The organism is Kamptonema formosum PCC 6407 (assembly GCF_000332155.1).
Classification (GTDB): Bacteria; Cyanobacteriota; Cyanobacteriia; order Cyanobacteriales; family Microcoleaceae; genus Kamptonema; species Kamptonema formosum.
In genome coordinates, this window is the sequence record NZ_KB235903.1 from 2,228,257 (window position 1) to 2,250,219 (window position 21,963).

11 protein-coding genes are annotated in these 21,963 nt (G+C 42.0%); 3 read left to right on the plus strand and 8 right to left on the minus strand.

The genetic code is table 11. From position 1 onward, the window contains the following. Positions 1 to 235 precede the first annotated feature (235 nt). Together OSCIL6407_RS0114855 and OSCIL6407_RS0114860 are read right to left on the minus strand one after the other, a co-directional pair. Positions 236 to 523 (minus strand): DUF3349 domain-containing protein, encoded by a 288-nt coding sequence (locus OSCIL6407_RS0114855; protein ID WP_007356188.1) that lies wholly within the window; start codon positions 521 to 523, stop codon positions 236 to 238. 2 nt (positions 524 to 525) lie between these two features. Beyond that, a complete protein-coding gene (locus OSCIL6407_RS0114860; protein ID WP_007356187.1) occupies positions 526 to 930 on the minus strand; it encodes a DUF1308 domain-containing protein in 405 nt (134 codons plus the stop codon). 199 nt (positions 931 to 1,129) lie between these two features. Between OSCIL6407_RS0114860 and OSCIL6407_RS0114865 the strand changes: the two genes are divergently transcribed. Beyond that, positions 1,130 to 1,846: a M15 family metallopeptidase gene (locus OSCIL6407_RS0114865; protein ID WP_007356186.1), complete on the plus strand. Its 717-nt coding sequence runs from the start codon at positions 1,130 to 1,132 to the stop codon at positions 1,844 to 1,846. 152 nt (positions 1,847 to 1,998) lie between these two features. Here the strand turns inward: OSCIL6407_RS0114865 and OSCIL6407_RS0114870 are convergent, their stop codons facing one another. After that, positions 1,999 to 2,469: an FHA domain-containing protein gene (locus OSCIL6407_RS0114870; RefSeq protein ID WP_007356185.1), complete on the minus strand. Its 471-nt coding sequence runs from the start codon at positions 2,467 to 2,469 to the stop codon at positions 1,999 to 2,001. A 368-nt stretch (positions 2,470 to 2,837) separates the two neighbouring features. Beyond that, positions 2,838 to 4,763, minus strand: a complete 1,926-nt coding sequence (locus OSCIL6407_RS0114875; protein WP_019487382.1) for a DUF1565 domain-containing protein — start codon at positions 4,761 to 4,763, stop codon at positions 2,838 to 2,840. A 337-nt stretch (positions 4,764 to 5,100) separates the two neighbouring features. Between OSCIL6407_RS0114875 and OSCIL6407_RS0114880 the strand changes: the two genes are divergently transcribed. Next, on the plus strand, positions 5,101 to 6,183 hold the full coding sequence (locus OSCIL6407_RS0114880; RefSeq protein ID WP_007356183.1) for a thiamine phosphate synthase: 1,083 nt from the start codon (positions 5,101 to 5,103) through the stop codon (positions 6,181 to 6,183). 297 nt (positions 6,184 to 6,480) lie between these two features. Further along, positions 6,481 to 6,693, plus strand: a complete 213-nt coding sequence (gene thiS / locus OSCIL6407_RS0114885) for a sulfur carrier protein ThiS (protein ID WP_007356182.1) — start codon at positions 6,481 to 6,483, stop codon at positions 6,691 to 6,693. A 63-nt stretch (positions 6,694 to 6,756) separates the two neighbouring features. Here thiS and OSCIL6407_RS0114890 read toward each other — a convergent pair whose 3' ends face one another. The 4 genes from OSCIL6407_RS0114890 to OSCIL6407_RS0114905 all read right to left on the minus strand — a co-directional run bounded on the left by OSCIL6407_RS0114890 (position 6,757) and on the right by OSCIL6407_RS0114905 (position 21,934). Next, the gene (locus tag OSCIL6407_RS0114890) at positions 6,757 to 8,040 is read right to left on the minus strand and encodes a hybrid sensor histidine kinase/response regulator (RefSeq protein WP_019487383.1); all 1,284 of its coding nucleotides are present in this window, start codon (positions 8,038 to 8,040) and stop codon (positions 6,757 to 6,759) included. A 112-nt stretch (positions 8,041 to 8,152) separates the two neighbouring features. Then, positions 8,153 to 10,873 carry a hybrid sensor histidine kinase/response regulator gene (locus OSCIL6407_RS0114895; protein WP_234708762.1) on the minus strand — a complete coding sequence of 907 codons (2,721 nt, stop codon included), beginning with the start codon at positions 10,871 to 10,873 and terminating at the stop codon, positions 8,153 to 8,155. A gap of 119 nt (positions 10,874 to 10,992) precedes the next feature. Then, complete coding sequence (locus tag OSCIL6407_RS0114900) at positions 10,993 to 16,440, minus strand: trifunctional serine/threonine-protein kinase/ATP-binding protein/sensor histidine kinase (protein WP_007356179.1); 5,448 nt, start codon at positions 16,438 to 16,440, stop codon at positions 10,993 to 10,995. Between the two features lie 85 nt (positions 16,441 to 16,525). Then, positions 16,526 to 21,934, minus strand: a complete 5,409-nt coding sequence (locus tag OSCIL6407_RS0114905; protein WP_019487384.1) for a trifunctional serine/threonine-protein kinase/ATP-binding protein/sensor histidine kinase — start codon at positions 21,932 to 21,934, stop codon at positions 16,526 to 16,528. Between the last annotated feature and the right edge of the window lie 29 nt (positions 21,935 to 21,963).

Below are 21,963 nucleotides of genomic sequence, written 5' to 3' on the forward strand. Positions count from 1 at the left end.
GGTTTAGCGATGAAATTAGATCTTTTTACCCAAGTAGCTTTGCGCCAAGACATCCAGAGTATAACCTAAAAAAAGGGGATGTAGCAACTATCGTAGATTATCACTCTAGCTCCAATAGTGGAGAAGACGGCTACAGTTTAGAAGGCTTCAACCTTCCCCAAAATTGCGCCGAAATTTTTATTAATGTAGGCGCTTCTCAAATTGAATTAAGCGCAGGGGAAAAAATTGCTGTAGCCTATTCTTCTTGCAACCAATCATCATAACCGCAAGCAAGTAAACGTTCTTTCACCTTAGAAATTAGCACATCACTAGACTGCACGCTATAGACATCATTCAGAACACTATAATAATCTTTTTCCGTGTAATAAGCGACAACTTCTGCTAAATTTCGATCCGACATTTGCTCGTAAAGGAGTGCCAAAAGCGGCAGATAATCTTCCTGGTTAATTCCATCAGGAAAAGCACGTTCAATCAGCTTATAGGTACTCAACAAATAAGGTGCAATAGTAACTTCAGTTTGCATAGTTATTTTCCTGTTAAACGGCAGGGAAGATGGCAAAATACGCTAAAATCAACCCCTTGACCACTTATAGCCCTAATAGCTTTAGCATCTGCGGTCATAGTTGTGATACCCAACCGATCGCCAGTTCCAAAAATTATTATATCATTTGCGCCTAAACTTCGTGTTACCTGTAAGTTTAAGGCTCTAGGAGAGGGATTATCAGGAATAACAGTCACTCTTTGTAGAAATCGGCTTGCTCTCCCTTGTTCTAATATACCACCTCGGCTTTGAACAATATTTATAAACTCGTCGAAAGCAGTCTGAGCCATCAACATTTGTTGCCCTTGTACATACAACCTTAACTGAGCGTAGATCGGAGAACCTTCAGAGATAAATGCAATCCCAGTGCTAGTATCTAAATTGAGCATTTAAAGTATCTGCGTACAAATAAATATATTATGACCCAAACCTTGCCAAATGTATTTTCCCTTCTCCACGTCGCAATCAACTCTATGATGTATTGCAGATTCTCAAACGTCTGGGAAGAATTGCCAGTGAGTCTTGTTAATCCGAAAGCCAGGGGTTTTAACCCTTGCCGGACGGTCGATTTAGATTTATTATCGTACCATGAAACCCTATCAACAAATCCCCATAATCGATTGCAACGAACCCCTCGTTCCCATTCCCTTAGAACTATTTGCCATCGAAATTCCCCACGCCTACCAAAAATTAGGGGCACCTTATCCCCCCAGCAAAGCAGATTCACCTTACTACCTCCGCCAAGGTGTTCTTAATAGCTTAATTACTGCTCAAACTTACCTTCAGCAACAGCATCCAGAGTCAAAAATTATGATATTCGATGCTTATCGCCCCGTCGAAGTCCAACAATTTATGGTAGATTACACATTTACAGAAATTGCCAAAGCTCAAGGCTATAAATTCCCCATTTCTCAAGAGAAACGCCAACATATCCTAGAACAAGTTTATCAATTTTGGGCCGTTCCTAGCCTCGATCCAACTACACCGCCGCCTCATAGTACAGGTGCAGCCTTAGATGTGACAATAGTAAATCGAAATCATCAGCCAATTGATATGGGTTCTGCCATTGATGAAGTTTCCCCCCGTTCCTATCCCGATTATTTTGCTAATAGTAATAGTCTAGTAGAACAGCAATATCATCAAAATCGGCAATTATTAAAAGAGGCGATGTTTGCAGCAGGATTTAAACAGCATTTTAACGAGTGGTGGCATTTTTCTCTGGGCGATCAAATGTGGACTTGGTTGAAGAATCAAGAGGATGATAGTAATCGATTTATTGCTAAATATGGTCGCGCGAACAACTAAAAGTTTAACCAGCGCAGGCGTTAACTGAGCTTGTCAAAGTGCAAGTTTTGTGGGTACAGATGCGGTGGCAAATGCCGAGTAGCTACTAGATAAATCGGAAGATGGGACTATAAAGGCTGAAGATGAATTGTCAAGCGATCGCCCGCTCCAATTTACTCAAAATCGGTTTGAGTAAATCCATCATCAGTATAAATAATCGTTCCCTCCTTTCCAATCGACGAACGGCTGGAAACCAAACTCTCCCTCTTTTGTGCAGCATCAGCAGTCAAACTACCAGAAGCTCGCCTAGACAAAGGCGTTTTTCTTCTGAGCTCTGGAGCTGGTACTTCCATCCGTACTCGAATTTTCGGCCCCGAATTACCCAAACGAATCATCATTCCATCGACCAAAGGTACTTGAGCGATCGCGCGATCGTCTACATAGGTTCCATTCGCACCAAAATTAATAATTTCCCAACCAGAAGGATTTTTCCATAGCTCTACATGGTGTCGAGAAACCACAGCACTGTAAATAATTACATCATTATCGGTGGCTCGACCAATCCGAACTACGGATTCAGATTCAAAACTCCAGCTTTGAACCGGCACAGACTGGGTAGGATGCAGCAGGGTAAGCGTAATCACTGATGTTCCTAATAATATTTCAATCCAATCGACGCTCTATACCTGTCAGTAGAACTTAAAATCTAGCTGGAGGATGAATAGCACGCCCTTGTAAAGGTAGTTAATTCTATGATGAATCCCCACAGAGGTTCGTGTCAAGTTACTGCTGAGTCGTTCGACTCTTAATGTTGAGTTTATACAGAGTGCTATTGAGATTTTCTATCAGATTCTTCAGCAAGTGAGAAATATAGTCGATCTGTTGCAGGGCAATATTTTAATCCGAGATTAAAATTAGTTAAATTGCTTTACTTTCAGGCTTTAGACAATTTAACTTCCCAAATTAAAGTTAACAATTAACGTTAACAGTTAACAGTTAACAGTTAACAGAATTATTTCATTTCCTCAATTCTGGCATTTAAACCATTAGCTACAAACATTTGTAATAGTGCCTCAGCTTTTTCTCGCTCCCGAAAAGCCCCCGCTTGCATCACTGATTGCCCGTTGACAAAGGTACGAAAAGCACCCGGTGCGATCGCGCGCACTCTCCCAAGCTCCCGTTCTCCTTGAACCTGAACTATTACCCGATAGCGCAAACCCAAAACGGCCCCGTTTGCACTCAAGGAATTTTGCTCCCCTTCAGACAAAGAATTGCTACCTCCCAAACCATTGGGAACATAACCACCGCTACCGATGGGGATACTGGAACTGGGAACAGGGAGTACACCTTGTGAGAAAACCGGACTGAGATTTTCATTAGAAGTAGCGATCGCATCTCTCGTCACGGGAAAGGATGTAGAACTATTTTCAGGAGTCGGTACTGGAATTTCGACTGCTCCTGCGGGAATGGGCGATCGCTCTGGAGCTCTGGGTATGGGAATCGGTAAGGGCCGAGGAGTGGGTACAGGTCGATTTTCTACTGGTGGTAACGATACCGTCGGCAAGGGCCCAGGAGAGGGTGTAGGTTGGCTCCCTACGGTTGGTACAGGAATCGGTAAGGGTCGAGGATAAGGTGTAGGTTGGCTCCCTACGGTTGGTACAGGAATCGGTAAGGGTCGAGGAGTCCTGGGCTCATTTCTGGGAGTTGGAGCTGGGGGATTGTATACTGGTTGCGAATCCGCCACAGGCCCAATAATTGGGCGATCGTCGCGATTTAACGGCGGCACAATAGTAGTTGTGGGGCGAAAGGTTCCCGCGATATCTAGCCGCCCAACAGTGCGGTTACTGACTAATTGATTGCCGTAAGCGGGAATAATTTCGCTAGTCGCAGTGCTGTTGACATCGTAGCGACCATTATTGCGGATCACATTGCTCCCTGGTTCTGCGGAAGTTCCCAAGTCTGGGAGCGATCGCGCGATCGCCACTACCCCATCCCGCTGATTTCTTTCAATATAATTCCCCCGCAACACCGGTCTAGCTGAAGCTTGCACCACAACCCCATCTTTATTAAAAGTAATCCGGTTGCCAATCAGCATCGGTGTTGCGTACTGGGCTACATTAATCCCAAATCCAGTATTTTCAAAAGTATTGTCTCGGATTTCCCCTTGAGAATGACCAAAAATTGTTATGCCGTTAGCTCCATTTTTGGAGAAATAATTTCCCTGCACTATTGGCCGAGAATTACCAACTACAGAAATACCATCGTGAGTGTTTCCAGTAAAAGTATTGTTCGCCACCGTCGGAGAGCTCGATTCAATCCACAAACCGTAACCTCGGTAATTGGGATTCGTGACTGTCACTCCGGTAATTCCCGCCCCATCAGCCGCTAAAATCGCGATATTTTGACCAGCAGAAGTTGGACTGAGAAATTGTCCCCCACCTTGGATCAGGATATTTTGGCCGCGAGAGTTGGGATCTCCCTGAATTCTCACATTTGCTTTCACAATCAGAGGAAAAGTTTCGCCTGTTTGGGTGCTGTAAGTACCGGGCCCTAGTAAAATTGTTGTGTTAGGTTCAGCTACGCTCAAAGCACGGGTAATGGTTTGGAAAGGAGCGCGATCGCTACCATTACCACTCCTATCGCTACCTGCCGACACGCTGACGTACAATATATTCGTCTGAGACAACTGTTGGCCCTGGGAAACTTGAGATGGCTGCAAGGGCGGCACTCCTTGCGCTAAAACTGGCTCGTGTATGCCCAATAAAGCGGTGGCAAATATCGGCGCAAGGCGGCAGAATCTTTCTCGCATGGGATAGGGAGGATGGGAAGGATGGGGAGGATTTTTCTTCCTCATCTCCCCTGCCCCTCTGCTCCCCCGCTCCCCTGCCCCTCTGCCCCCCCGCTCCCCCGCTCTCTTGTGTTCCTCTCCTAAACTCACGGCTCTCCTCCGAAGTGTGGTGTAGTTTAACTAACCGTTGCACTTTTGTTAATCTTGAATCCGGTCAAATCACAAGGTAAAAATTTATAAGATTATATCTGTTAATGGCACAATTTGAAAGTGTCACCGTTGGGAAATCTGGCAAGGATACAGGATTATAGCTAGGGACTACGATGCTCCGATGCTCCGATGCTCAGGAAGAAGGGAAGAAGGGAATAGAATAAGAGGGTTCCAGCCATGAGCGAGTGTCATAACTGCTTTGGCGGTTGCTATATTGTAAAGTTTATCTAGGAATAGGGGGTTAATGGTGTGATCAAAAATTATAAGGGTGGTTCTGATGGGCGATAAACACAGTAAGAGTATATTGGCGCAACCAGCCCTCTGCCGGATTTTAGACGCAAATCTAGATAGATCGCGCGAAGGCTTGAGGATTATTGAAGAATGGTGTCGGTTTGGTCTAAATAGTGTTGAGCTAGCTAAGGAATGCAAACAATTACGGCAGGAATTGGCTTCTTGGCACAGTGTGGATCTCAGAACTGCGCGGGATACTCCAGGCGATCCTGGTACAGATTTAACTCACCCGCAAGAAGAAGAGCGATCGAGCATAGAAAGTTTATTGCAGGTGAATTTCTGCCGCGTGGAAGAAGCGCTGCGAGTAGTTGAAGAGTACAGTAAGATTTATAATCCTGAGATGGGATCGGCTTTTAAGCAGATGCGCTATCGGGTTTATACTTTGGAAAGTAGTTTGCTGGCTTATCGGCGACAACAGCAATTGACGCGATCGCACTTCTATTTGGTAACGAATCCCGCAGAACATTTATTTGCGATCGTAGAAGCGGCTTTGCAAGGCGGTTTGAATATTGTACAGTACCGCGATAAATCCGCTGATGATACTGTTAGGCTGAATAAGGCACAAAAGCTGTGCGAACTTTGCCATCGCTACGGCGCTTTGTTTATTCTCAACGATCGCGTTGATTTGGCGATCGCTACAGGTGCAGACGGCGTACATCTCGGACAGGAAGATATACCCATTAGTTTAGCGCGGCAGTTACTCGGCCCGGGACGCATTATCGGCCGTTCTACTACTAATAAGGAGGAAATGCACCGAGCAATTAAAGACGGAGCTGATTATATTGGAGTCGGCCCCGTTTACGAAACTCCGACTAAACCTGGTAAATCAGCAGCAGGTTTAGATTATGTGCGCTATGCGGTTGAACATTCGACAGTTCCCTGGTTCGCGATCGGTGGAATTGATATCAATAACCTTGAGGAAGTATTGAAGGCGGGAGCAGATCGGATCGCAGTAGTGCGCTCTGTGATGGAAGCTGAACAGCCAACCCTTGTCACTCAATATTTTATCTCACAATTAACTCGCGTTCAAACTATGCGCTCTCAGAAAAATCTGCCAGGAAACTCTTAAAAAGTTTTGAGTTTTGAGTTTTGAGTTAAAAGAGTTATCCAAATCTCTCATAACTTACGTAAAATATTAGAAATCTCCAAACCTTGTAGAGCAGGCATCTTGCCTACCTTTGACAGCCTTTTTTGGAGAGGTCTATTAAACGGTGACTGCGATCGCATAAAAAAACCAAGAAACCGGGTTTTTTACCGAATCTATGGGCTGTAACGAAGTATTTTGGTAAAAAACCCGGTTTCTAAGCCCCATGCGTAAGTCCTATCTACTCAAAACTCAAAACTCAAAACTCTCTAAACCAGTCTTATGTCTAATCAAATTACCTTACAAGTTAACGGAGAAAATCGTAACTGCGATCCGCAAACCCAACTCCCTAATCTACTGCAACATTTAGGATTAAACCCCCGGTTAGTAGCAGTGGAATACAACGGCGAGATACTGCACCGACAATTTTGGGAAGAAACCGAAATGCAAGAAGGCGATCGCTTAGAAATTGTCACTATCGTCGGAGGAGGTTAAGGAATTCCCTATTATGTTTCTCTGACCAGAGTAACATAGGGATAATTTATAAATTGCTAGGGTTTATGCCTTGACAGGTAAAAGAATCCTAAACTCTGTACCCTGTCCTAAATTCGAGTCTACTTCTACCATACCAGAGTGTTTTTCAACCACAATTTGACGCGCGATCGCCAATCCCAATCCTGTACCTTTTCCTACTTCCTTGGTAGTAAATAAATCATCAAAAATCTTATGTCGTAACCCATCACTCATGCCAATACCATTATCTTTGATATAAATTATTGCTTGCTGGCTATCTTCAGATAATTCTGTCTTAATAATAATTTGATTAGGATTGATTTTAACCTTTGCATAACTACGTCCACTATTTGATTCTTCTAAAGCATCAATAGCATTACTTAATATATTCATAAATACCTGATTTAATTGTCCGGCATAACATTCTACTTGAGGTAGATCGCCATACTCTTTGATAACTTGAATCTCTGGGCGAGTATCAGAAGCTTTCAGGCGATGTTTGAGAATCATAATTGTACTATCAATCCCATCGTGGATATTGCAGGCTACAGCGCGATCGCTATCAGCACGAGAAAATGTCCGCAAGCTGATGCTAATATCTTTAATCCGGTTTACTCCTTCTTGCATCGAACTCACTAACTTTGGTAAGTCTTCACGGATGTATTCAAGGTCAATCGCTTCAATTTCTTCTTGAATTGCCGCACTGAAATTAGCAGATTCTTGCTGAACTAAATCCAGCAATCCAAACAAATCTTGGATGTAGTCTAAAGCCGGTTGAATATTGCCTGAAATAAAGCCAACTGGATTATTAATTTCGTGGGCAACACCAGCCACCAAATTCCCCAAAGCTGACAATTTTTCGCGTTGAATAATTTGGATCTGAGCGGCTTGTAATTCCGCAGTTTTTTCCACAACTTGCTGTTCTAAATTTTGAGTTAAGAGACGTAACTGTAAATGGGTTTTCACCCGCGCTAACACTTCTTGTTCTTGAAAGGGCTTAGTAACGTAGTCTACTGCACCAAGTTTCAGCCCTTTAACTTTATTGTCTACATCAGCCAGGGCGGTCATAAACATAACCGGAATATCGCACGTCTTTTCATTAGCTTTCAGGCGTTTACAGGTTTCAAATCCATCAATTCCTGGCATCATTACATCCAGTAAAATCAGATCGGGAGGTCGCCGCTCAACTTGTTGTAGGGCGCGTTCGCCACTGGTAGCGAACGCCACCTTATACCCCGCATTACTCAACGCTTCTGAGATGACATCCAGATTTGTGGGAGTATCATCAACGATTAAAATTAAGCCAGTTAAACCTGTTTTTATGGTCATAGTTCTCCAAGTGTTAAGTATTACAGGACTTACGCACAAGCGCAATAGGGTCGCCATCTTGGTGGTATTGTCACCGCTCTTGTTGGCGGCGTTACCGATCATTTTGCGTAAGTCATATATTAGTGAGATGTTGTTGAATTAATGCTTCAATCTTCTCAGTTTGGAATTGCTTAGCTAATTGTATTACTTCCTGAATAAATGTCTGATAGCAGCGATCTTTTTTTCCAATTTTATCAGCGGTTTCTGCCAGTTCTCTGAGCAAGCCATCCTGTGCCAGTTCTAGTAAAATTTGCAAGTCCGCCGCCGATGGTGGAATTATCTCTTTAGTAGATTCTTCATTGTCGCTTGTGCTTAACTCATTGGCATCATATTTCCAAGTGAGTTGTAAATGTTTGGCCAGTAAAGTCAATAACTCCTCTGCATCAACGGGTTTAGTTAGAAAGTCATCTCCACCCATATCTAAGCTTTTCTGCTGGTCTATTTCTGATACAGATGCCGAAGATACTATCACCCGTAAATGCTTGATATCCTCCGAATTTCGTAACTGTTTGAGCATTTCAAAGCCATTCATTACTGGCATTGCTAAGTCAGTTATAACTAAATCTGGCAGTTTTTTTCTAGCTTTTTCTAAGCATTCTTGACCATTTTCTGCTTCAGTAAATGTGAACCCTAGAGGCTCTAGCAAGTTCGCCAAAACTGACCGATTTTCCCAACGGTCATCTACGATCAATATGTGGCGCGGTTGCCCTTCATAGCCGATAATTGTGCGCCCGTCTTTGACTGAATTTTTTTGTGCCCAATCGGTGGCAATTGGCAGTGCTACTTGAAAGTAAAAGTTACTTCCTATTCCCAGATGGCTTTCAACTTCAATTTTTCCGCCCATCAATTCTACAATTTTTTGACTGATGGCTAAACCTAAGCCCGTGCCTTCAGCTTGGCGTTTGCGATCGCCTACTTGTTCAAATTCTTGGAAAAGTTTGTTTACTTGGTCAGAGGCGATGCCAACTCCTGTATCTAAAACTTGGAATTTAAGCTGAGGCAATGGCATAGTTGCATTTGATGCTATCACTTCTACCTTCAGGGTGATGCTGCCTTTATCGGTGAATTTAATCGCATTTCCTAAGAGATTGAGTAGCACTTGGCGGAGTCGTTTTTCGTCAGTTATAATTCCTGTGGGTAAGTTGATATCTGGTTGATAAATGAACTCGATACCTTTTTGGTCTGAACGCACTCGACAGATTTCGACTACTCCTTGCAAAAAGGATGGTAAATGAATGGCTTTGGGGGTAAGTTCTAGTTTGCGGGCTTCGATTTTGGAAAGGTCTAAAACGTCGTTAATTAATGTTAATAAATGAGAGCCGCATTGGTGAATAATACTCACACCATGACGTTCTTTTTCGGGTAGAGTTTTAGCACGTCCTAGAATTTGGGCATAGCCGAGAATTCCGTTCAAAGGTGTGCGGAGTTCGTGGCTCATATTGGCTAGAAAATCGCTCTTGGCTTGGTTGGCGTTATCGGCTGCTTCTTTGGCAATAGTGAGTTCGGCTGTGCGTTCTTTTACACGAGTTTCTAGTTCTGTAAAGGAAGTTCGCAATTGTCCTGCCATTTGGTTAAAAGAACCAGCCAGTGCTTCTAATTCATCAATACCTTTGACTTCCACTGTTTGGTCAAGAGCACCAGAGGCGATCGCTTCACTTGCCTTTTGCAATTTCAGGATGGGACTGGTAATCCAACGTGAGGTATAGATACCCAGAATAGTTGCCAAACCTAACGCGCCCAAACAGAGCAGAATAGTGGTGCGGGTGTTGGCATCAATTTGTGCCATGAAATCTGATTCAGGCACTACAATGACGCTCAACCAATCAATGCCTCGTTCATCTTGAATGGCTGAAACTTGTACAAAATGTCGCTGATTTGCCAGCATAAAATCAAGCTGTTGACTCTGTGTAATGGCGTTAAAGTTACCAAATCGATCGAGGATTGCTTGCGCTGTGGCACTAATTGCAGAACTTTCAGACTTGACGGCAGGAATTTGTTGGAGTTCCTTTTTTTTAGCGTCAATTATGTAAGGGGTTTCGATCGTGGAACTGGCAATGAGGTTGCCCGCTCGATCGATGATAAACGTTTGTCCTGTTTGACCTACCTTTAGCTTTTTGAGAAAATTATAAATCTTGCTAATCCGAAAGAGATTATTTTGAACCCCCAATAACTCTTTATTATCGTTATATATGGGCTGGGATAGAGAGATTGAAGCTTGCTTATTGGTGGTACCCAGGTAGGGCTTTGTCCAGTTTGGTTTTCTAATCTCTTGTGTAATCTTATACCAGGGTCGAGTCGGGACATCATACTTTGCTTGAGTTTCTATCAGGGCGATCCGTTGACCTCGATTGTCCAGGCTGTAGATTTCGCGCTGAGGTAGAATCGCTTTGCGACCAATACGAGAAACGATGCCGTCCTTGGGTGTATTCTCTAAGGCGATACTCGTACCGTCAGCCAAGGCAATTTGCATGAATTCGACTGTATCTTGGCTAACTAACCGCCAAAAAGTCCGTTCCAGTTTGGTGAGATCTTTTAAATCAAGCTGATTATCCTCAGCCTGCGCCACAAACACTTGTCCGGCAATATAAGGTCTTTCCAAATAGGTTAGAACTTGCAGATTAATGCGATCGCTCATCTCTTGACGCAACTGACTAGAAACATCATTGACGGCTTTCTGTCCATTTCGCAGGGACAGATAGCCAGTCAGTCCAACTGCGGCAAAGACTTGCAACACAAACGGAACTATTAGTACAAGTCGTAAAGGTATAGTTTTATTTGGATTCACGTTAGACATTAAGAATGGTGTACTTGGAGATTTACCGAAAAAGGTGAGCAAGCCCTGATGTTTTTAGCGATCGTTAATTTGGTATTGTTCCAAATTTGTTGTATAATCTTCGACTCTATTGTATTCTATTATTTAACAGGGATAGTGATCTCAAACACAGTACTTTCACTAGGGAGAGAATTGACAGTGATGCTACCTTGGTGTTTTTCTTCAACGATCTGCCGTGCGATCGCTAATCCCAATCCTGTACCTTTCCCAACTGCTTTCGTCGTAAATAAATGATTAAAAATCTTCGACTGTACCTCCGCACTCATGCCAATCCCATTATCTTTAATCCGAATTATTGCCTGTTTTTTGTCATCTAAAAACTCAGTTTTAACAATAATTTTATTATTAATTTCTGTATACTTACGCCCTTGGTTTGAGTCTTCTACAGCATCAATGGCATTTGTCAATAAATTCATAAATACTTGATTTAACTGTCCCGCATAGCATTCAATTTGGGGTAAATTCCCATACTCTTTAATCACCTTGATTTCGGGGCGATTTTCATTGGCTTTCAGACGATGTTTGAGGATCATAATGGTACTATCAATCCCATCGTGGATATTGCAGGCAACGGGATGGTTGGTATCCGCACGGGAGAAAGTTCTTAAGCTAGTGCTAATATCTTGAATTCGTTTCACTCCTTCCTGCATCGAACCGATTAATTTGGGTAGATCTTCCCGAATATACTCAAGATCGATGGCTTCTATTTCTTTTTGAATTACTGCACTATAATTAGGGTATTCTTGCTGAAATAGATTAATCAATCCCAACAAATAGTTGATATAATCTAAGGCAGGTTGAATATTGCCAGCAATAAAGCCAACGGGGTTATTAATCTCATGGGCAACGCCAGCTACTAAATTACCCAGTGCTGACATCTTTTCGCTTTGCACGATGGTGAGTTGGGCGTGTTTGAGATCGACCAAGGCTTGTTGTGCCGCTTCATATAAACGGGCATTTTCTAAAGAGATAGCAGCTTGAGCGCAAATTAGATTCAGGACTTCTATGCGATCGCTCGTAAACGCCCCCACAGTTACATTATTTTCTAGATATAAAACTCCAATCAACTGCCCTTGATTTAAAATCGGGCTACACAAAATACTCTGAGGCTGCTGACGAATAATATAAGGGTCATTGGCCAAAGTCGGATCGATCGTGGCATCAAACAACACAACGGTCTGCCTGCTGTGCTTGACTTTGTAAATCAACTTCAGAGGAATGTCCTGGCTATCATCAACAGGAAGGCTTTGCAAAACAACTGGCTGCGTCCCTACAGTAATTGAACCTTTAATTAGCAAGCGATCGTCTCGCAACAGCATTAACACGCATTTATCAGCCCCCGCATTTTCAATAACAATAGAAAGCAATGATGAAAGCAATTTAGATAGTTCGATTTCGCCTGATATCGTTTGAGAAGCTTTGAGAATAGCCGCTAAATCTAAAGCCACAGAGACACTACTATTGCTAGAAGTGACTCCATTGGTGTAGGTGACACTCCCCAATGTGAAGAGAGTTTCGTGAGTGGAGAGAGGAGAACGAATTTGTTGGAGGATGGGAGCAAGCAGTTGGGGATAATATGTTTCCAAGTTAGTAACTTTAGCTTTAGCACCCCAACGAGTATAGCCATAGTAGGCGTTTGTCATGTATTCCCCAGCAATGCGCTGTTTACCCCAGTCGAAGTAGAATTTAGCTGCCAGTTCATTAGCTAAGGCTTCTTCCTGTACGAACTGATGTTCTTTAGCAAGATTTATGGCTCGGTCATAACACTCACTGGCTGCGAATTTTTCACCCAAAACTCGATAACGTTCAGCCTCAACTAAATACCATTTATGCAAGTGATTCATCGGAGCATTTTGCGCCCACTGATGCAGAATCTTTTGATGGGTGGTAGCAGCATCAAGTAATTCGGCTTGCTCCGATTCTGGCTGGGTGGGGAAAAGTGCTAGATAAGTTAAAGCAGCATAAAAATGGAAAATCGGCACAAAAATCGATGCTGATACAGCCATCAAACACAGCTTGGCTTGGCTAATATAATTGCGTGCATCTGGATAATTCCCAAAATAGTAAGCAAGCAACAATTTGTAGATATAGGCTTGGGCGATTGCTATTAGGTCATGATCCTGCTGGTGTTTAGGTAGCATCAATGTTTCATTGTAGGTATTGCCAATTAAGCAATGGGGTTGACTGACTAATTCAATCAAGTTTTCTGCTGCTTGTTTTCCCAGATTTAGGTATACTTGAGCAGAATATTGTTTCACCTGAGCCAAAGCTACATCATAGTCAGCGAGATCCTGGATCAAACTATGCAGTTCTTCACCACTAAAGAATCTGTTACTACTTTGACCACTAAGAGAAAAACCAGCTTGTAAAAAATCTCCAGTTTCTATGCCAGCACGGTAGGCGGCTTTCAGCGTCGGAGCTGTGGCATCCAATCGCTCTTGGGAATGTTGAATAAAGCAGCCAAATAGAGACAAGACAATGGGTTTAATCTTTTGGGTATGAAATTTTTCTAGTAAACTTAGAGCCAATTTACCAAAAGCATAGCCTGCGGAAGTATCTTCTAAGAAAGCACACAATACCATCCCATGAATCCCATACCCAGTAATTGATGCCGCAGTATTGCCCGATCTGAGAGACAAACTCACCATCATCGAACTTAGCCAAGGTAATAAAGCGGGTATTCCTTGGATAATTGGGGAAAACAATATTCCCAGCACTTCTAGGGCTGCCTGAGTAGTAGGATCGGTCATTAATGGCAGATCGATCAAGTCTTCAACTTGTCTACCTTCGAGTTGCGTGGTAAGGATTTGTAGCATTTTGCTAGTCTTAGCTGCGTCAGCTTCTGTAGGCAGTTCCACCCCTAATTCCCCTAATGCTTTTCTACCAACTGCGATCGCTTCTAACACATTACTTTGTAAAACTTGCGCTGCAATTTGAACTTCATAAATTTTAATTTTGTCGAAAATTGTCAGTGCTTCCTGTAATACTAATTCTGCTATCTGTTCCATGCCCTCAAAGTCACCATTCAAATAGGCAATTTCCCCCGCCATAACATACAGATTGAGAGTCAATTCATACTGATGTTGCCAGCAGTTTGTCTCCAGTAGCTTGATTCCTGTTTGCAAATAAACTCTGGCTGCGGCGTATGCTGTAGAATTTCTGGCTTTCACTCCCGCTTGCAAATTCAGTTGAGCTAATGCTTGGCATTCGCTTGGTTGAGTAATTAACTCAATTCCTAAATTCAAATGTCCGACAATATCAAATAGTTTTTTCTCACGCTCTAGCTCGGATAAATTTTGTTGAAGTAATTGTCCAATTTTCAGATGAGTTGCTGTTTTTTGATGACTGGGAATCAATGAGTAAGCAGCTTGCTGTACTCGGTCATGTAAAAATCTATATTTGGCTATTTTTTTAGTGGTATTTTCATTCTCCACTACCAGTCTCTCATTTTCTTCTTCCTGATAAAACTTATAAACATCGCTTAGCGGTAAAATCAGCCCTTCTTGTAATGCTTTCCATAAATCCCCTGCCGTTTCCACCTCTGACTGTTCTGAAACAATTGCCAAAGTTGCTAAATCAAAGTGATTACCAATACAACCAGCTAACTGCAATATCTTTTGAGTTGAGGTCGGCAGTTTTCCTAACTGTAATGCCATAAAAGCCACAACATCATCTGTAACCGCAAGCTGATTCACTTGTGCAATGTCACATTGCCATCCCCCCTTAGCTTCCCCACGATCGGAGGAGGTTGGGGGGGTGAATTGAATCAGTCCATCTTGATACAATGCTTTGAGAAATTGGGTCGCAAAAAACGGATTTCCTTTGGTTTTCTGAAATACCAATTGAGAAAGAGGTAATGCCGAACTTTCTGGACATTTAAGTGTGTCAGCAATTAACTGATTGACTGTGACTTGATTGAGTGGTGCTAAAGTAATCGTATTAATCGTTGCTTGTTTTTTTTGCATCTCGCTCAAAGTCAACATCAAAGGATGTCCTGGGTTGACTTCGTTATCGCGGTACGCACCAATTAATAAAAGATGACCGATATCAGCTATTAAAAGCTGCATTAAGTTCAGCGATGCTGAATCGGCCCATTGTAAATCATCAAGGAATATTACTAATGGATGTTCTGCACTGGTAAAAACTTGGGTGAATTTTTGAAATAATAAATTAAATCTATTTTGGGCCGCACTTCCTGATAATTCGGGTGTGGGTGGTTGTTGACCAATAATTATTTCTAGTTCTGGAATGACTTCAATAATGACTTGCCCATTATCTCCCAATGCTGATAATATTTGGGTTTTCCATTGCTGAATCTGTGCATCGCTTTCTGTTAATAATTGTCCGATTAAATCTCGAAAGGCTTGCACAAATGCACTCAAAGGAATATTCCGTTGAAATTGATCGAATTTACCTTTGATAAAATAACCGCGTTGGCGGACAATCGGTTTATGAACTTCGTTGATAATCGCAGTTTTGCCAATTCCCGAAAATCCAGCTACTAGCATGATTTCTACCCCTCTATCTCCCCCGATAGGGGGGTTAGCGACTCTTTCAAAGGCTTGTAATAGAGTTTTTACTTCAGCCTCTCGTCCATAGAGTTTGTCGGGAATGATAAAGCGATCGCTAATATCTCGCTGTCCTAGTTTAAAGGTTTCTATCTTACCTGTTGTTTGTAATTGTTCTAAACAAATTTCTAAGTCATGCTTAATTCCCAAAGCAGTTTGATAGCGGTCTTCGGCATTTTTTGCCATTAATTTACTAACAATTTCTGACAAAAGCAGGGGAAGTTGAGGATTAATATCGTGAATAGTTATCGCCTGTTTTGCCAAATGACAATGGACTAATTCCATTGCATCTGCTGAGACAAAGGGTAATTCTCCTGTCAACAATTCATAAAATGTCACTCCCAGAGAATAAAAGTCACTCCGATAGTCAATCCCTCGATTCATTCTCCCGGTTTGTTCGGGAGAGATATAGGCTAAGGTTCCTTCTAAGACATTGGGATTTTGGATTTCCTGTGTTTCTCGTGGTAGCAGGGAAGAAATACTAAAGTCAATTAATTTGACTTCTTTCGTATCTGGATTAATGAGAATATTAGCAGGTTTAATATCTTTGTGAATGATGCGGTTTTGGTAGAGATAGTGGAGAATAACTGTCAGTTGGATGGCAATTTGGAGAAATTCTGCTATCGGTAAAATTTTATTGATTTGGCTGGCATCTTTTGCCATCAATCGATAAGTTGAGAGGGAAATTCCCCCAAAATCTTCCATGACTAAGGCATAGCTATTTTGGTAGACTTCTAAAGTCAGTGGTTTGATGATATGAGAGAAGTCGAGATTTTTAGTAATGGTATATTGGTTGCGAAATAGGATAATTTCGTTGAAGTTGGGGTACTCATTTCGTAGTAGTTTGATAACTACTGGTTGTTGGTCGTTAGTACGGATACCGCGATAGACGAGGGTACGAGTACCTATATAAAGTTCTTCTGTTATTTGATAGCCTGATAAATTGGGGTGCGGGTTCATAATTCTTTCCTACTCTATTAGACAACCTTTGAATTAGAATATTATACAGCTTGTCCGATCTGGCTTTATTCCTAATTATATTCTATTATTTAACAGGGAGAGCAATCTCAAACACAGTACCCTCACTAGGTACAGAATTAACCGTAATTTGTCCCTGATGTTTTTCGACGACAATTTGCTGCGCGATCGCTAACCCCAATCCCGTGCCTTTACCAACGGCTTTGGTTGTAAATAAGTGGTCAAATATCTTTCCTTTGACTGATTCAGTCATTCCATAACCGTTATCAGCAATACTAATCTTGACCTGATTATCTACTAAAGTAGTGTGAATAGTAATGCGATTGGGATTAGCCTTAATTTCTGCAAAACTCCGCCCAATATTTGATTCTTCCAAGGCATCGATCGCATTGGCAAGAATGTTAATAAACACCTGGTTAAGCTGTCCAGGGAAACATTCGATCGCTGGAATATTCCCATAGTCTTTGACTACTTCAATGGCGGGTCGCTCATCGTTCGCTTTCAATCGATATTTGAGGATTAAGATCGTGCTATCTATCCCCTCGTGGATATTGAATGGCACTTTGTAGTCTTTATCAGATCGAGAAAAGGTGCGGAGTGAAGTGCTGATACTTTTGATGCGATCGCAACCCAACTGCATCGAGTCAATCATTTTGGGCAAGTCTTCGATAATATAGTCTAAATCGATATCTTCGGCATGGTCGGCAATCTCTGTTTCTAGGGCGCGTTCGCGATATAAATTTAGATGTTCCGTTAAGTCTTGAACCGTGCATTTAGCTTCATTCAAATTGCCAGCAATAAAGCCAACGGGGTTATTAATTTCATGAGCAACGCCAGCAACTAAGTTACCCAAAGCCGACATCTTTTCGCTTTGAATCATTTGCAATTGAGTTTGCTGCAAGTCATGCAAGGCTTCCTCTAGCTGCTGAGAATAGGTTTGCGCCTGTTCGTAAAGTCGCGCATTTTCTAGGGAGATAGCAGCTTGAGTGCAAAGTAGATTGAGGAGCTCAACGCGATCGCTTGTAAACGCCCCCGTTACTAAATTATTTTCTAGATATAAAATGCCCCTAAACTTACCTTGATGCAAAATCGGGCTGCACAAAATACTCTTAGGCTGCTGACTCATGATATAAGAATCGTTTGCTAAAGTCGGATCGGCACTGGCATCAAATAGCACAACGGTCTGCCTGTTATGCTTGACTTTGTAAATCAGCTTCAGCGGAATATCCTGGCTATCATCAACAGGAAGGCTTTGCAACACAACTGGCTGCGTCCCTATAGTAATTGACCCTTTAATCAGCAGGTGATGGTCTCGCAACAGCATTAACACGCATTTATCAGCCCCCGCATTTTCAATAACAATAGAAAGCAATGATGAAAGCAGTTTGGACAGTTCGATTTCGCCTGAGATCGTTTGAGAAGCTTCAAGAATAGCAGCTAAATCTAGAGTTCCAGAGACACTGCTACTCTGGGAAGTCGCGGAACTGGTAGAAGTGAGACTCCTCAGTGTGAAGATAGTTTCGTTAGTTGACAGGGGAGAACTGGTTTGCTGGAGGATGGGAGCAAGCAATTGGGGATAGCGTTTTTCGAGGTCAGCAACTTTGGCTTTCGCACCCCAACGAGCATAACAATAGTAAGCTTCTTGCATATATATTTGAGCGATTTTTTGTTTATTCCAATTGAGATAAAATTTAGCGGCTAATTCATTTGCTAAAGCTTCTTCTTGAATATATTCGTTTTCTTTGGCTCCCAAGATAGCCCGATCGTATAGCTCAATGGCTGTGAATTTCTGTCCTAAAACTCGACATTTTTCTGCTGCTACGAGATCTACTTTATGCTGGTGATTCATGGGTGCATAATCCGCCCAATGCTGTAACTTAGTTTGGTTTTCTGCCACCCGTTCTAATAGAGTTGATACTTCCCCTAACGGTTGACTCAATAGTTCTAGAGCTACCAAAGAATCATAGAAATAAAACGCAGGTTCGGCAACTGTTCCTGCACCCGCCATGAAATAGTTTCTGCACTCAAGGGCATTGTTATTAGCTGGCTCAACTTCCCCAAATAAAAAGCAAAGCATCAACTTATATGAGTGGAAAACATATAATCCACATATATCGTTTGCCGACTGCAACCCGGGGAGAAATTCTGTTTCTTGGAAAGCCGATCCAGACAAGATGGTGGGATGCTCTGCCAAACCTAATAAATTTGAAACCACTTGCCAATAAATCAGACAGTAATTAGCTGCTCCCAATTGCTTCAGTTGCACTAAAGCATGGTAGTAAGTGCGTGTATCTTCCTCCAAGTTAGCAAGCGGTTGACCGCACCAAGAAGAAATTAAACATAAATTGTGAACCGCATATCCAGCGTATTCCAGGTTCCCAACTTCTAGCCCAAGGGTATAACTCTCACTCAAGAGGGGTAACATTTCTTTGAGGTGAGATTTGCGGTGGAGGATAAAACTTCCCAGCAGGAAAAATACTTCCAGTTTAGTTGCTTTATCATCGAACTTTGCCGCCACATTCAATGCCAAATTTCCAAACTGTGTAGCTAAATCTATATTCTGCATATTACAGAGAACTAAGCTGTAACAAGTATAGTTAGTAGCAGAAACAGATATATTGCCGTGCCGCAGGAATAATTTGACTAACAAGGTAGCTAGTAATGGATACAAAAGAGATCCACAGGTGTAAGCTGCTGCCATGATGCTGCTGGCAATCCGGGTAATGGCGATTTTATTTGCATCTGTCATCACTGGGAGGTAGACAAAATCTGCAATTTGGCGATCGCCAATTAGTTCGCTAATTTCTTGGATTGACTGTTGAATATCTGCGGGTGTAGGTGATTCGATAATGTTTGCGCCCAACTGTTGCAAGATATTGATGCCGATCGCCAACACTTCATCGAGTTGGCTCTGGGAAGTCTTACCTTGAATTCTAATGCGGTAAACATTGACCTGTTCTAGTAAAGAATGTGCTTGTTCGATGACAATATCGATAAACTGTTCCATCGCTTCAAAGTCACCGCATAGCATGGCGACTTCCGCCGCTAATTCATGAAAAGCGAGGCTGATTTCATACTGTTGTTGCCAAGCATTTTCTCCTAACAAAGATAATCCTAATGCACCATATTCACGCGCTGCTTGATAGGCGGTTGAAGTTTTAGCTTTGCGACAGGCAATTAAATTGAGTTGGGCTAATTCTTCTCGTTCTGTTGGTTGGGTAATTAAAACAGTTCCGTGATTTAATTGATTGACAATTTCAAAAATACGGTCTTCTCTTGCTTGTTCGGAAATCTGTTGCAGCAGCAGTTGTCCGATTTGGTAATGAGTCGCCTGTTTTTGGTCATCTGGAATTAGGGAATAGGCTGCTTGTTGAACGCGATCGTGTAAAAAATTGTAGGTAACATTTTGAGACTTTTCTGAAGTAACGGCTTGACCTTCTGCCCCTACATAAAATTTATAAACATCACCAATCGGTAAAATCAAACCTTCTTGCAATGCTTTCCATAAATTGGCTGCGGTTTCTACTTCTGAGTGTTCTGAAACAATTGCTAATGTTGTGAGATCGAACTGATTGCCAATACAAGCGGCTAACTTCAGAATATTCTGGGTTGCTAAGGCTAACTTCTCTAACTGCAACCCCATAAATTCTACAACATCATCGGTCAAGGCTTGTTGATTAATCTGGGACAGATCGCATTGCCAACAGCCTAACTCCAAGTTAAACTGAATGAGATTTTCTTCGTGTAGGGCTTTGAGAAATTGGGTGGCAAAGAATGGGTTGCCTTGAGTTTTTTGATAGACTAATTGTGAAAGGGGTAATGCCAAATTTTCTGTACTTTTTAGGGTATCAGCGACTAATTGATTGATTTGGGATTGACTCAGGGGTGTTAAAGTAATAGTATTAATGGCGGCTTGATTTTTTTGAATTTCGCTCAAAGTCAGCATTAATAGATGGGCTGGATTGACTTCGTTATCCCGATAAGCACCAATGATGAAAAGATGACCTGTATCATTCACTAATAATTGCATCAACTTTAATGATGCTGAATCAGCCCATTGTAAATCATCTAAAAACATCACTAATGGATGGTCGGCACTGGTAAAAACTTGGGTAAAGTTTTGAAATAATAAATTAAAGCGATTTTGGGCTGCTGTTCCTGATAATTCTACTGCTGGTGGTTGTTCCCCAATGATTTTTTCTAATTCGGGAATGACTTCAATAATTACCTGACCGTTGTCTCCGACAGTTTCTAATATTTGATTTTTCCAGTGCTGAATCTGTGGATCGCTTTCGGTTAACAATTGTCCCATTAAATTCCGAAATGCTTGTACAAAAGCAGAGAAGGGAATATTGCGTTGAAATTGGTCAAATTTTCCTTTGATAAAATAACCGCGTTGCCGAACAATTGGTTTATGAACTTCGTTGACAACGGCTGTTTTCCCAATACCCGAAAAACCTGCTACCAGCATCATTTCTACCCCCTTATTTCCCCCCTTAGCAAGGGGGGCTTCAGGGGGGTTAGCGACTCGCTCAAATGCTTGCAGTAAAGTTTCTGCTTCGGTTTCTCGTCCATAGAGCTTGTCGGGGATGATGAAGCGATCGCACACATCCCTACTGGCAATTTCAAAACTTGAAATCTCACCAGCTTCTCTTAACTGAGTTAAACATTTTTCTAAATCAAATTTCAGTCCTAATGCACTCTGATACCTATCTTCAGCATTTTTTGCCATCAACTTCTTGACAATTTCTGAAAGGATAGGGGGAATTTGTGGATTAATTTCATGGGCAAATGGCGATTTTTTGGCGATATGAGAATGTACCAATTCCATTGCCTCATTGGATGCAAATGGTAACTCACCTGTGAGTAATTCAAAGAACGTTACACCCAAAGAATAAAAATCTGTGCGATAATCAATCCCTCGATTCATTCTCCCGGTTTGTTCGGGAGATATATAAGCTAGTGTTCCTTCTAATACGTTGGGATTAACTAGGGTTTGGGTTTCTCTGGGTAATAAAGATGCGATACTAAAGTCGATTAATTTTACTTGTTTGGTTTCAGGATTAATTAAAATATTGCTGGGTTTGATATCTTTATGAATTATCCGCTCATGGTAGAGTAAGTCTAAGGTGTTACAGAGGACGATCGCTATCACTAAAAACTCCTCTAAAGAGGCGACACTCTGATTTTTGCTGAAATAATCCTTGAGAGAAATTCCCCCAAAGTCTTCCATCACCAAGGCATAACTATTGTGGTAGGTTTCTAAGCTATAGGTTTGGATGATTAGTGGCGATCTAAGATTTTTGGCGATCGTGTACTGATTGCGAAATTGGACTAATTCGTTAAAGGTGGGATAGGTATTTTTCAGCAGTTTGATGGCTACTGGTAATGAGTCCACCTGGCGCTCACCCCGATACACAATAGTCCTCGAACCGTTGTACAATTCCGTATTGAATTGATATTCAGACAAATTCATAGTGACTTCCTCCACTTTGGTGTAATGGT

Coding starts and splice junctions, on each gene's coding strand:
- OSCIL6407_RS0114855 (WP_007356188.1), bottom strand. CDS start 523: ATGCAAACTGAAGTTACTATTGCACCTTATTTGTTGAGTACCTATAAG.
- OSCIL6407_RS0114860 (WP_007356187.1), bottom strand. CDS start 930: ATGCTCAATTTAGATACTAGCACTGGGATTGCATTTATCTCTGAAGGT.
- OSCIL6407_RS0114865 (WP_007356186.1), top strand. CDS start 1,130: ATGAAACCCTATCAACAAATCCCCATAATCGATTGCAACGAACCCCTC.
- OSCIL6407_RS0114880 (WP_007356183.1), top strand. CDS start 5,101: ATGGGCGATAAACACAGTAAGAGTATATTGGCGCAACCAGCCCTCTGC.
- thiS (WP_007356182.1), top strand. CDS start 6,481: ATGTCTAATCAAATTACCTTACAAGTTAACGGAGAAAATCGTAACTGC.
- OSCIL6407_RS0114890 (WP_019487383.1), bottom strand. CDS start 8,040: ATGACCATAAAAACAGGTTTAACTGGCTTAATTTTAATCGTTGATGAT.
- OSCIL6407_RS0114895 (WP_234708762.1), bottom strand. CDS start 10,873: ATGTCTAACGTGAATCCAAATAAAACTATACCTTTACGACTTGTACTA.
- OSCIL6407_RS0114900 (WP_007356179.1), bottom strand. CDS start 16,440: ATGAACCCGCACCCCAATTTATCAGGCTATCAAATAACAGAAGAACTT.
- OSCIL6407_RS0114905 (WP_019487384.1), bottom strand. CDS start 21,934: ATGAATTTGTCTGAATATCAATTCAATACGGAATTGTACAACGGTTCG.